Raw genomic sequence first — 12092 nt, forward strand, 5'->3', positions numbered from 1 at the left:
GCGCGCTACTAGCGCTGCCCTGAATGCGCGCCTATGTCTTCGCGGCCAATAAGGGAGAGAAACATGCACGTGACAACCGCTGACAAGCGCGCAACCTTCAAGAAGATGCACGAGAGCGGCTGCTTCATCCTGCCCAATCCGGTCGATGTCGGCAGCGCCAAAGCATTGCAGCATCTCGGCTTCAAGGCGATTGCGTCATCGAGCGCGGGCTTTGCCTGGACCATCGGCAAGGCCGACAACCACGTCAGCGTCGAGGACGTCTGTCAGCATCTGGCAGCATTGAGCTCCGCCGTCGATATCCCCGTCAACGCGGATTTCGAGGGCGGCTTTGCCGTGGAGCCGGACAAGGTCGCCGACAATGTCGAGCGCTGCGTGCGCACCGGCGTTGCCGGCCTGTCGATCGAGGATTCCACCGGCGACAAGGCCAAGCCGCTCTACGACCGCGCGCTCGCGGTCGAGCGGATCAAGGCCTCGCGCAAGGCGATCGGCGACAGCGGCACGCTGCTGGTCGGCCGCTGCGAGGCGTATTTGTGGGGCGTGACCGACCTCAAGCTGGTCATCGACCGGCTCACCGCTTATGCGGACGCCGGCGCCGACTGCCTCTATGCGCCGGGCCTGAAGAGCCGCGAGGACATTGCGGCGGTGGTTAAGGCGGTGCATCCAAAACCGTTCAATCTCCTGATCGGCGGCGCCGGCTTGTCGTTGCAGGAGGCTGCCGATCTCGGCGTGCGCCGCATCAGCGTCGGCGGCTCGCTCGCCCGCGCCGCCTGGGGCGGTTTCATGCGCGCGGCGAAGGAAATGGCGGAGCAGGGAACCTTCACCGAGCTCGGCAACGGCTATTCCGGCGGCGAGCTCAACAAGATGTTCAGCTGACCCATTAACGAAAAGCGGCGGCATCTCAGGTCCCGCCGCTCTCGCATCCTCTTGGTGTCATGCCCGCCTGGTACGCAATTGCGCACGGGGGCAGGGTATCCATTACGCCGCGGCTTCTCGATTCAGCCACGACTGTCTCGGAGTACTGGGTCGCCCGGTCGAGCTGGGCGACGGCAGCTATCGTGTTACTCTACTTCGCGCCATCAGACGGCGTCTGCGTATCCGGGGCCGGCTTGCTTGGTGCCGCACCCGTGGTCACGCCCGGCCCGGTGTTGTTGCGCGGCGTTACGTCGCGCATACCGGGAGGCGAGGCCGGATTGGTCGGCTGCGTCTGCGCGGTCTGCGAGGCCGGTGTGTTGCTGGCCTGGTTGGTCGTGCTGGTATTGTTCAGACCGTAGAACACGGCACCCAGCACCAGCGCAATCGCAACGGCGAACAGCGCAACTTTGCCGCTGGAGGCGGGGCCTTCGCCAAGCTCGGGATCGGCCTGAAGGTCGGCGTCCCGGCGCGCCGCGCGAAGATACTCATCGTCGGCGAGGTTCGGGCGGTACGGATCGTTGGGAAAACGGTCGTCAGCCATCGATAGGTCTCCTCGGGTTATTGCCGCGGGACAACCCGTGGATGCGAGATTCTGTTCCCGGCGCTTTATGCTTTCGTCGCATGTTGCTCCCGCCTCGGGAATCAGGAACCTGTTCAGAGAACCGTGGACTAAGTTCCATGGTGGACCGGGGAACAAATCCATGTGGAGCCTGCCGCCGACCGATAGCGTGCTGCATCTTCTGGCGTTCGTCGCCTTGACGGCGGAGGGCATGACGGCCGCACTGGCCGCCGGTCGGCGCAGCATGGACTATGTCGGCGTTTGTCTTCTCGCCTGCGTGACCGCGCTTGGCGGCGGCACGCTGCGCGACCTGTTTCTCGGTCACTATCCGCTGGTGTGGGTCGCCAACCCGATCTACCTCGCGCTGCCGGGCGGGGCAGCGCTGCTGACGATCCTGATCGCGCGGCTGGTGCATCGACTGCACCTCGCCTTCATCGTGCTCGATGCCATCGGCCTCGTCGTCTTCACCATGATCGGCTGCAACGTCGGCTGGCAGATGGATGCCTCGCTTCCGATCGTGATCGTCTCGGGCATGGTGACGGGCTGCGCCGGCGGCGTGTTGCGCGACGTGCTCTGCAACGACGTGCCGCTCTTGTTCCGATCCGAGCTCTACGCCAGCGTCTCGGTCGTGACCGGGTTGTTCTACGCCACCGCCTTCGGTCTCAATCTCAATGCCGAGCTCTGGACGATCTTGACCTTCGTGCTCGGCCTCAGCTTCCGTCTGCTCGCGGTCCGCTACCGATGGGAGATGCCGAAATTCGTGTTCACGGGAGACGAAAAGAAATAGCGCGCAATCTTCGCCTCGCCTCGCTTGCGGGGAGAGGCCGACGCGCGAAGCGTGGCGGGTGAGAGGGAGTCTCGGCGAGTCGAGCTGGTCGGCATACGCACAGCTCCATCCACGTCGTCATTGCGAGCCAACGGGTCCGCGCGAAGCGCGGCCCGATGACAGGCTCCGCGAAGCAATCCAGAATCCCTCGGCGGTGGCAGTCTGGATTGCTTCGTCGCAAGAGCTCCTCGCAATGACGGTGAGGATGCGACGGTGACCTACTCCTCCTCTTTCCTCGCCTTCGCCACCTGCGATGGCGTCACCAGCGGGCCCGCATTGCCCCAGGAATTGCGCATGTAGTTCGTCACCGCGGCGATCTCGTCGTTGGACAATTGCTTGGCATAGGCCGGCATCTCGCCGGTGTTGGGCGCGCGCGGCGTCGTCACGGTGTGGGCGCCGTCGAGGATGATGCGCAATGTAGAGGACGGATTGATCGATTGCAGCAGCGCGTTGCCGGGCAGCGGCGGATAGATCCGCGGGCTGCCCGTGCCGTCGGCCTCATGGCAGGCGACGCAGAGCTTTGCGTAGACCGCCTGACCGGCCTTCATCTCGGCATCGTCAGGGGGCGTCACGATGGTCTCGCGCCGCGCCGGCGGCAGGCTCTTCAGATAGACCGCGATTGCTTGCACATCGGCATCGCTCATCTTCGAGGTCGAGTTGACGACCACCTCCGCCATCGGCCCGCCGGCATGGCTTTTGGTGTTGCGGCCGCTTTGCAGATATTCGGTGATATCGTCGGCGCTCCACGACTTCAGCCCGGTGCGGGCGGCGCCGTCGAGCCTTGGTGCATACCAGCCGCCGATCTCGCTGCCGGACAGCGCCTGCGCCTGCTTGTCCGCGCCAAAATAGTTCTTCGGCGTATGGCAGGCGCCGCAATGACCGAGACCGGTGACGAGATAGCCGCCTCTGTTCCACGCGGCGGTTTGGCTCTGGTCCGGTTCGAACAGGCCGGGCTTGAAGTACAGATAGTTCCAGACCCGCATCAGGCCGCGATAGCCGAACGGCCAGCGCAGCTCCGCCGGCTTGTTGCGGTTGGCTACGGGCGCCAGCGTTCCCAGATAGGCCCGGATCGCCAGCGTGTCGTCCTTCGTCATCCGCGTGAAATAGGGATAGGGAAACGCCGGGTAGTAGTTCGAACCATCAGGCGCGACGCCATAGCGCACGGCGCGCGTGAAGTCGGCATCGGTCCAGGCGCCGATCCCGGTGTCGCGGTCTGGCGTCAGGTTCGGTGCATAGATCGCACCGAAGGGCGTGTCGATGCGCTTTCCGCCCGCAAACGGCTTGGCCGGATCGGCGGTGTGGCAGCCCGCGCAGCCACCGGCCTCGACCAGCGTCTTGCCGTAAGCGATCAGCTCCGGCGAGGGCTCGGCGGCGCGGGCTGCGCTTCTAACTGCACTGCACAACACCAAACCCACGAGAGCCAAGCCAAACAGAATCGTCCGCATCGAAAGCCTCTCCTGCGACCAATCGCCCGCATCCGGCAGACGGGGCATCAATTCATTTCGCGACGGCGGGGGTATGGTGACACAAATTGAAAATGCCCAGCGTGTTTCAGGCCACGAAATTGCGATTTTTACCCGGCGCTGCCTTTGGTCCAGATTTGTGATGCGGAGCGTGAAATTTCCGACATAAAGTGGCGGAGGTGGTCGGCGCGCCCTAGCTAAAAACGACGGGCAGGCAACGGCTTAAGTGGCCAAACGCCAAGAAGGGTGGAAGAGGACAGCATGGGCATCAACCAGGGTCCGATCAGTCTCGATCAGAAATATACCCAGCAAACTGGACACGTCTTCACCACCGGCATTCAGGCGCTGGTGCGCCTGCCCATGGCCCAGATTCGGCGCGATCGCGCCAATGGCCTCAACACCGCGGGCTTCATCTCCGGCTATCGCGGCTCGCCGCTCGGCGGCTATGACCAGCAGCTCTTCGCGGCGCGAAAACACCTCGAACAGTACAACGTCAAGTTCCAGCCCGGCGTGAACGAGGACCTCGCGGCGACTGCCGTGTGGGGCTCGCAGCAGCTCAACCTCTCGCCCGGCGCCAAATATGATGGCGTCGTCGGCATCTGGTACGGCAAGGGTCCCGGCGTCGACCGCTGTGGCGACGTCTTCCGCCACGGCAATGCCGCCGGCTCGGCCAAGAATGGCGGCGTCTTGTGTCTTGCCGGCGACGACCACGGTGCAAAATCCTCCACCGTCCCGCATCAGTCCGACCATGCCTTCATCTCGGCGCTGATGCCGTATCTCTACCCCTCGAGCATTCACGAGATGATCGAGATGGGTCTGCTCGGCATCGCGATGTCGCGCTACTCGGGTTGCTGGGTCGGCATGAAGGTGATCACGGAGACGGTGGAGACCACCGCCGAGATCGACCTCACCGACGAGATGAAGCCCTTCATCATCCCCTCCGATTTCGAGCTGCCGCCCGGCGGCCTCAATCTGCGCTGGCCCGACGACCGTTTCGAGCAGGACCGGCGCCTGCAGGACTACAAGGGCTTTGCCGCGATCGCCTTTGCGCGCGCCAACAGGGTCAACCGCATCACCATGGATTCGCCGAACGCCCGCTTCGGCATCATGGCGTCGGGCAAGAGTTATGAGGACGTCCGCCAGGCGCTGCGCGAGCTTGGGATCACCGAGGAGGTCGCCGCCAAGATCGGCATGCGCCTCTACAAGATCGGCATGCCCTGGCCGCTGGAGCCGGAAGGCGTGCGCCAGTTCGCCATCGGGCTCGAAGAGATCTTCATCGTCGAGGAACGGCGCGAGATCGTCGAGAACCAGGTCAAGCAGGAGCTGTTCAACTGGCGGGACGATGTTCGCCCGCGCATCGTCGGCAAGATGGACGAGCACGACAAGCGCTTTCTGACCTTCGCCGCCGAGCTCAGCGTCGCCTCGCTTGCGACCTCGCTCACCGAGCGGCTGCTTCGACTTAATCTCAACCCTGAAATTGCGGAAATGCTCCGCGTCAAGGCCGACTGGTTCAACGGCCGCCAGGCCACGCAGATGCAGGCGGTCGCGCCTGTCTCCCGCACCCCGTATTTCTGCTCCGGCTGTCCCCACAACACCTCGACCAAGGTGCCCGAAGGCAGCCGTGCGCTCGCCGGCATCGGCTGTCACTTCATGGCGCTGTGGATGGACCGCTCGACCGAGACGTTCACGCATATGGGCGGCGAGGGCGTGCCGTGGGTCGGCATCGCGCCTTTCACCAACGAGAACCACATCTTCGCGAATCTCGGTGACGGCACCTATTTCCATTCGGGCATTCTCGCCATCCGCCAGGCGATCGCCTCCAAGGCCAACATCACCTACAAGATCCTCTACAACGACGCCGTCGCCATGACCGGCGGTCAGCGCCATGACGGCGATCTCTCGCCGCAGAAGATCATGGCGCAGCTTTATGCCGAGGGCATCAGCGAGATTTACCTCGTCTCCGAGAATCCCGACGCTTACCCGGCCGACACCATCGCGCCCGGCGTGAAGAAGTATCACCGCGACGAGCTCGACAACGTCATGAAGATGTGCCGCGAATACAAAGGCACGTCTGCGATCGTGTTCGTGCAGACCTGCGCGGCCGAGAAGCGTCGCCGCCGCAAGCGCGGCCTGATGGAAGATCCGGCGCGCCGGGTCATGATCAACCCGGCGGTCTGCGAAGGCTGCGGCGACTGCTCGGTGCAGTCGAACTGCATCTCGGTCGAGCCGCTGGAGACCGAGTTCGGACGCAAGCGCGCCATCAACCAGTCGTCCTGCAACAAGGACTATTCCTGCCTGAAGGGCTTCTGCCCGTCCTTCGTCACGATCGACGGCGGTGCGCCGCGCCATCGCGCGCCGGCGGAGCTCAGCGAGATCGGCGAGCTGCCGGAGCCGGCCTCGCGCCCGGCCCTCGACAAGCCCTACAACATCGCGGTCGGCGGTGTCGGCGGCACCGGTGTACTGACCATCGGCGCGCTGCTCGGCATGGCCGCTCATATCGAGGGCAAGGCCTCGATGATCCTCGACATGTCGGGCCTGGCGCAGAAGGGCGGGGCGGTGCTCAGCCATGTGCGGCTATCAGATCATCCGGCCGAGGTAACCTGCTCGCGCATCGTCACCGGCACGGCCGATCTCGTGCTCGCCGCGGATGAGGTGGTCGCGGTTGCCAAGGATACGATCTCACTCTGTGACTCCAGCCGCACGCACGGCATCATCAACAGCCACGTCATCCCCACCGCCGACTTCATCCTCAACCGCGATTTCAACTTCCAGACCCGCAAGCTGAACGCGGTGCTGGAGACGGCGCTGCACAAGGACTCCGTATTCTTCGATTTCACCAGACCTGCCGAGCAGCTCCTCGGCGATGCCATCGCCACCAACATGATGATGATGGGCTATGCCTATCAGAAGGGACTGTTCCCGCTGTCGGCTGAAGCGATCGAGCAGGCCATCGAGGTCAACGGCGTCTCGATCAAGATGAACAAGGAGGCCTTCCGCCTCGGACGCCTTGCGGTCGCCGACCCCAAGCGCCTTGCCGACATGCTGAAGGGGACGAACGAGGTCGTTGCGCCCAAGACGCTGGAGGCGATGACGCTGGACGAGGTCATCGAGCATCGCGCCAAGCATCTCACCGCCTACCAGAACAACCGTCTCGCCAAGCGTTATCGCAAGCTGGTCGACCAGGTTCGCGAAGCCGCGGTGAAGGGCGGCTATGGCGATGCGCTGCCGCGCGCGGTCGCGGTGAACTACGCCAGGCTCCTGGCCTACAAGGACGAATACGAAGTCGCACGCCTCTACACCAATGGCGCCTTCGAGCGGCAGCTCCGCGACCAGTTCGAGGGCGACTTCAAGTTCAACTTTAATCTGGCACCGCCGATCCTCAGCAGCGGCGTCGACGCGCTGGGCCGTCCGAAGAAGCGCGCCTTCGGCCCATGGATGCTGAACATCTTCCGCGTGCTGGCAAAATTCAAATTCCTGCGCGGCACCCCGTTCGACATCTTCGGCCGCAGCGCCGACCGCAAGCTCGAGCGTGACCTGATCGCCGGCTACGAGAAGGATGTCTCAACCGTGCTCGGCCTGCTATCGCCGGTCACGCACGACACCGCTGTCGAACTGCTCTCGCTGCCCGACCGCATCCGCGGCTACGGCCCGGTGAAGGAGAAGGCGGTGAATGATGCCAAGGCCCGCTATGCCCAGCTCGCCGCGGATTTGGCGAACCCGCCGCCAGCGCCAAGGCAGATCGCAGCGGAGTAGGGCGGTCTCGTAGGGTGGGCAAAGGCGCGATGCGCCGTGCCCACCATCTCTCCGAGTTATCTAAGACGTGGGCACGCTTCGCTTTGCCCACCCTACGATTTCTGCGGAGTAGCCCCGTAGCCCGGATGGAGCGCAGCGCAATCCGGGACAAGCGCATCCGCGGGTGAAGATCCCCGAATTGCGCTTCGCTCCATCCGGGCTACAAGTCCCCTGCGTTTTTCCGTTTGAAATCAACGCCGCTCTACTGTGCATGGGGTTGTTTTCGGTAAAAAAGAAATACACTTGCGCCGTCGGGCAAAACATCTTTATACTTTTGCTCCGCGCTGGTGACGCGATGTCGTTTGGGCCAGCCTGAACGGGGACTGAGGTGCGGTATGGATTGGGCTCGTCGCATTGTGACACGCTTGCCGCTTGAAGAACTCTGGACGAACGCAGGCCTATTGGATTCACAGCCCGCTGAAAGCGCTGGTGCGGCCAAGATCGAGCACCTCTTGCAGAATGGTGCGAGCTTCGTGGTTGCTGATGTTGGCAAGCCGTTGCGGTGGATCTCGACTGGCGATCGTTTTTCGTTCTGGAAGAGCGAGGTGAAAGCTCGCCTGGTGGCTCCGGAGGCCGCTCGTTTTGCTATCGACGAGTACCCCAATGGTTACTGCTACGTGGCGACCGTGTGGAATGGCGCATCGCCAGACCCAGTCATTGTTCTGGAGATGCATCACTGACGGATGCTGAAGAGGATGACGGATCAACGGGGCCACTTGCGCCAACCCGCTGCCTCTCGTCCGACGGAATATTTCCGCGCTTGCCAATCAAGCCCCCGCGGTTCAGAAAAAAGAGCCAAGAAGAAACGCGAGCGGAGACCTGAAGTTTGACCATCAAGGGCAAGGCCTACATTGCCGGGATCTATGAGCACCCGACCCGGCATGCGCCGGACAAATCCACCGCGCAGCTCCACGCCGAGGTCGCCAAGGGCGCGATCGAGGATGCCGGGCTCTCCAAGGACGACGTCGACGGCTATTTCTGCGCGGGCGATGCGCCCGGCGGCGCCTGGCCGATGGTCGATTATCTCGGCCTGAACACCAAGAAGCTTCGTCACGTCGATTCCACCGAGACCGGCGGCTGTTCCTACATCATCCATCTCGGCCATGCGGCTGAGGCGATCGCCGCGGGCAAGTGCTCGATCGCGCTGATCACGCTCGCCGGCAAGCCGCGCACCGGCGTGATGCCGCCGCGCGCGGCCGGCGCCGAGGTCGATTTCGAATCCGCTTACGGCGCGACCACGCACAATGCCTATGGCATGTGTGCCATGCGCCACATGCACGACTATGGCACCACCAGCGAGCAGCTGGCCTGGATCAAAGTCGCGGCCTCGCACCACGCGCAATACAATCCGCATGCGATGCTCAAGGACGTCGTCACCGTCGAGGATGTCCTGAACTCGCCGATGATCTCCGATCCCCTGCACCGCATGGATTGCTGCGTCGTCTCCGACGGCGGCGGCGCGCTGATCGTGACGACGCCGGAGATTGCGAAGAGCCTGGAGAAGCCGCTTGTGCGCCTGATCGGCCATGGCGAAGCCATGAAGGGCCCGCGTGGCGGCAAGGATCTCGACCTCACTTACTCCGCGGGGATCTGGTCCGGTCCGCGCGCGTTCGCGGAGGCCGGCATCACGCCGAAGGATATCAAATACGCGTCGATCTATGACAGCTTCACCATCACGGTGCTGATGCAGCTCGAGGACCTCGGCTTCTGCAAGAAGGGCGAGGGCGGCAAGTTCGTTGCCGACGGCAATCTGATCTCGGGCGTCGGCAAGCTGCCGTTCAACACCGATGGCGGCGGCCTTTGCAGCAACCATCCCGTCAACCGCGGCGGCATGACCAAGATCATCGAGGCCGTCAGGCAGTTGCGCGGCGAGGCGCATCCGAAGGTGCAGGTCAAGAATTGCGATCTCGCCATCGCCCACGGCACCGGCGGCCTTTTGGGTGTTCGCCACGCCGCCTCGACCGCCATTCTGGAGCGCGTGTGATGGTAGATGCAAAAAAATATCCGGCCCCGGTGACGAACCCGGAGACCGCGGCGTTCTGGAACGCAGCCAAGGAAGGCAAGTTCATGATCAAGCGCTGCACGGCGTGCGGCGAAGCGCATTACTTCCCGCGCTCGATCTGCCCGTTCTGCTATTCCGACAAGACGGTGTGGGAGGAAGCATCGGGCGAGGGTACGATCTACACCTACAGCCTGATGCGGAAGTCGCCGACCGGTCCTTACGCGATCGGCTACGTCACGCTGAAGGAGGGGCCGTCGGTGCAGACCAATTTCGTCGACTGCGATCTCGAGAGGCTGAAGATCGGCCAGAAGGTGAAGGTGGTGTTCAAGCCGACCGACGGCGCACCGCTGCCGTTCTTCACGGTGGCCTGACGCGAAGCGAGATGTAACCCTCTCCCCTTGTGGGAGAGGGTGGCAGCCGAAGGCTGCCGGGTGAGGGGTCTCTCTCCACACGAGAAGTGTTACTGCAGAGCCAACCCCTCACCCGAGTGAGTTTGTTGCAAGAGCGGTGCGGCCCTCTCCCACAAGGGGAGAGGGCACATTAACGAGCGCCGCTGCTCGCGGAGATACTGGGAGGAAGGCAAACAACATGTCCGCCAGATACGAAGAGCTCAAAGGGCTGAAAAACATCGGCCAGAAATACGCCTACACCGATCGCGAGGTGATGCTCTACGCCTATGGCATCGGCCTTGGCGCCGATCCCATGGACGAGAAGGAGCTCGCCTTCGTCAACGAGGGCACGCTGACGCCGCGGCCGCTGAAGGTGGTGCCGACATTCGCGTCCGTCGCAGCATGGGGCTCGGGTCCCGGCGAAATGAACCTAAACCGCGTGATGGTGGTCGACGGCGAGCGCGACATCACCTTCCACCAGCCGCTGCCGGTCGCCGCGCACATCACGGCCGATTCCTCCGTGCTCGAGGTCTACGACAAGGGCAAGGACAAGGGCGTCGTGATCAGCCACCAGACCGTGCTGAAGAACGAGAAGGGCGAGAAGCTGGCTACTCTGGTGGCCTCGCGCTTCGCCCGCGGCGATGGCGGCTTTGGCGGGCCGAACCTGACGCAGCCCGACCCGCACAGGATTCCGTCGCGCAGCCCCGACAAGACCATCGACATCACCACGCGTCCCGACCAGGCGCTGGTGTATCGCCTCTGCGGCGACCGCAACCCGCTGCACTCGGATCCCGAGTTCGCCAAGAAGGCCGGCTTCCCGCGCCCGATCCTGCACGGCATGTGCACCTACGGCATCACCTGCCGCGGCGTGCTGCAGACCTATGCCGATTACGACGCTTCCGCCTTCCGCCAGCACGTCGCGCGGTTCTCTTCGCCGGTCTATCCCGGCGAGACCGTGACCATGGACCTCTGGAAGGATGGCAATGTGATCTCGTTCGAAGCCAAGGTGAAGTCGCGCGGTGTCACCGTGATCAAGAACGGCAAGACGGTGCTGGGTTAGCAACACGGTACGGCCGCCGTCTCCCTCGCCCCGCTCTTGCGGGGAGAGGGCGGGGTGAGGGGCTCTCACCACGAGAAGGGACGGTATTGAGACCTGTACCCCCTCACCCGGATCGCAAGGGCGATCCGACCTCTCCCCGCAAGCGGGGCGAGGTGGAAGAAAAAGCAAACAGGGAGACGCCACCATGGGACTACTCGACGGCAAGGTTGCGCTGATCACCGGCGCGGGCGGGGGGCTCGGTGAGGCCTATGCAAAGCTGTTCGCGCGGGAAGGGGCTTCGGTCGTCGTCAACGACCTCGGCGGCCGCCGCGACGGCTCCGGGGCCGACAAGTCCATGGCGCAGCAAGTGGTGGACGCGATCAAGGCGGAAGGCGGCAAGGCGGTCGCCAACGGCGCCGACATCTCCACCATGGAGGGCGGTCAGTCGGTGTTCGACGACGCCATCAAGCACTTTGGCCGCGCCGACATCCTCGTCAACAACGCCGGCATCCTGCGCGACCAGACCTTTCACAAGGCGTCTGAAGCCGACTGGGACAAGGTCATCAAGGTGCATCTGAAGGGCACTTTCTGTTGCACCATGCCGGTGTTTCGCTGGATGCGGGAAAACGGCGGCGGCGTCATCGTCAACACCTCCTCGACCTCGGGCCTGATCGGCAATTTCGGCCAGACCAATTACGGCGCGGCCAAGGGCGGCATCTGGGGCCTGTCCAACGTGCTGGCGATCGAGGGCCGCAAGTACAACATCCGGATCTGGACGCTGGCCCCGGGCGCGCTGACCCGCATGACCGCAGACCTGCCCCGCTATAAGGAGAACCCCTCGGCGGCGCTGGGGCCGGACGGCATCGCGCCGGCCGTGCTATACATGGTCAGCGATTTGTCGGGCGACCAGACCGGCAAGGTGCTGGGCGTGTCCGGGCCCCGCGGCGTGCGCGAAATGCGGATGATGGAAATGGAAGGCTGGAAACCGCCGCACTCGGGCTGGAAGGCCCGGGACATCGTCGATCACGCCAAGGAGATCTTCTTCTCCGAGGAGCAGATCAAGATGGGCGCGCGGCGGTTTTAGCCATCGACAGAGAGAAACAAGGAAGA

Annotated in this window: 10 protein-coding genes; 8 read left to right on the top strand and 2 right to left on the bottom strand. The window is 63.8% G+C overall.

The genetic code is table 11. The features are described from left to right. Nucleotides 1–63 precede the first annotated feature (63 nt). Entirely contained in the window at nucleotides 64–873 is an 810-nt protein-coding gene (locus ACR9YP_RS20815) for an isocitrate lyase/PEP mutase family protein (protein ID WP_091894690.1), read from the top strand. A gap of 190 nt (nucleotides 874–1063) precedes the next feature. Here ACR9YP_RS20815 and ACR9YP_RS20820 read toward each other — a convergent pair whose 3' ends face one another. After that, nucleotides 1064–1453 carry a hypothetical protein gene (locus ACR9YP_RS20820; RefSeq protein WP_370985666.1) on the bottom strand — a complete coding sequence of 130 codons (390 nt, stop codon included), beginning with the start codon at nucleotides 1451–1453 and terminating at the stop codon, nucleotides 1064–1066. 160 nt (nucleotides 1454–1613) lie between these two features. On the opposite strand from ACR9YP_RS20820, the gene ACR9YP_RS20825 reads away from it, so the two are divergent. Beyond that, entirely contained in the window at nucleotides 1614–2258 is a 645-nt protein-coding gene (locus ACR9YP_RS20825; protein WP_091894686.1) for a trimeric intracellular cation channel family protein, read from the top strand. A 257-nt stretch (nucleotides 2259–2515) separates the two neighbouring features. Here the strand turns inward: ACR9YP_RS20825 and ACR9YP_RS20830 are convergent, their stop codons facing one another. Then, nucleotides 2516–3742, bottom strand: coding sequence for a c-type cytochrome (locus ACR9YP_RS20830; protein WP_438107560.1), 1227 nt, complete (start codon nucleotides 3740–3742; stop codon nucleotides 2516–2518). A gap of 279 nt (nucleotides 3743–4021) precedes the next feature. Between ACR9YP_RS20830 and ACR9YP_RS20835 the strand changes: the two genes are divergently transcribed. The 6 genes from ACR9YP_RS20835 (at nucleotide 4022) to ACR9YP_RS20860 (ending at nucleotide 12066) form a co-directional block, all read left to right on the top strand. Next, the gene (locus tag ACR9YP_RS20835; protein WP_474216957.1) at nucleotides 4022–7513 is read left to right on the top strand and encodes an indolepyruvate ferredoxin oxidoreductase family protein; all 3492 of its coding nucleotides are present in this window, start codon (nucleotides 4022–4024) and stop codon (nucleotides 7511–7513) included. 374 nt (nucleotides 7514–7887) lie between these two features. Beyond that, nucleotides 7888–8232: a hypothetical protein gene (locus tag ACR9YP_RS20840; protein ID WP_474216958.1), complete on the top strand. Its 345-nt coding sequence runs from the start codon at nucleotides 7888–7890 to the stop codon at nucleotides 8230–8232. 146 nt (nucleotides 8233–8378) lie between these two features. After that, complete coding sequence (locus tag ACR9YP_RS20845) at nucleotides 8379–9536, top strand: thiolase domain-containing protein (RefSeq protein ID WP_438107562.1); 1158 nt, start codon at nucleotides 8379–8381, stop codon at nucleotides 9534–9536. Continuing rightward, nucleotides 9536–9925 (top strand): Zn-ribbon domain-containing OB-fold protein, encoded by a 390-nt coding sequence (locus ACR9YP_RS20850; RefSeq protein WP_438107564.1) that lies wholly within the window; start codon nucleotides 9536–9538, stop codon nucleotides 9923–9925. The genes ACR9YP_RS20845 and ACR9YP_RS20850 overlap by 1 nt, the downstream gene beginning before the upstream one ends. Before the next feature lie 217 nt (nucleotides 9926–10142). After that, nucleotides 10143–11003 carry a MaoC family dehydratase gene (locus tag ACR9YP_RS20855; RefSeq protein ID WP_438107566.1) on the top strand — a complete coding sequence of 287 codons (861 nt, stop codon included), beginning with the start codon at nucleotides 10143–10145 and terminating at the stop codon, nucleotides 11001–11003. A gap of 184 nt (nucleotides 11004–11187) precedes the next feature. After that, on the top strand, nucleotides 11188–12066 hold the full coding sequence (locus tag ACR9YP_RS20860) for an SDR family oxidoreductase (RefSeq protein WP_438107568.1): 879 nt from the start codon (nucleotides 11188–11190) through the stop codon (nucleotides 12064–12066). Nucleotides 12067–12092 lie beyond the last annotated feature (26 nt).

The organism is Bradyrhizobium sp. BR14999 (assembly GCF_056106085.1).

Bases quoted from the DNA above. Each gene is read 5' to 3' on its own strand.
- ACR9YP_RS20815 (WP_091894690.1), top strand. From the start codon at position 64: ATGCACGTGACAACCGCTGACAAGCGCGCAACCTTCAAGAAGATGCAC.
- ACR9YP_RS20820 (WP_370985666.1), bottom strand. From the start codon at position 1,453: ATGGCTGACGACCGTTTTCCCAACGATCCGTACCGCCCGAACCTCGCC.
- ACR9YP_RS20825 (WP_091894686.1), top strand. From the start codon at position 1,614: ATGTGGAGCCTGCCGCCGACCGATAGCGTGCTGCATCTTCTGGCGTTC.
- ACR9YP_RS20830 (WP_438107560.1), bottom strand. From the start codon at position 3,742: ATGCGGACGATTCTGTTTGGCTTGGCTCTCGTGGGTTTGGTGTTGTGC.
- ACR9YP_RS20835 (WP_474216957.1), top strand. From the start codon at position 4,022: ATGGGCATCAACCAGGGTCCGATCAGTCTCGATCAGAAATATACCCAG.
- ACR9YP_RS20840 (WP_474216958.1), top strand. From the start codon at position 7,888: ATGGATTGGGCTCGTCGCATTGTGACACGCTTGCCGCTTGAAGAACTC.
- ACR9YP_RS20850 (WP_438107564.1), top strand. From the start codon at position 9,536: ATGGTAGATGCAAAAAAATATCCGGCCCCGGTGACGAACCCGGAGACC.
- ACR9YP_RS20855 (WP_438107566.1), top strand. From the start codon at position 10,143: ATGTCCGCCAGATACGAAGAGCTCAAAGGGCTGAAAAACATCGGCCAG.
- ACR9YP_RS20860 (WP_438107568.1), top strand. From the start codon at position 11,188: ATGGGACTACTCGACGGCAAGGTTGCGCTGATCACCGGCGCGGGCGGG.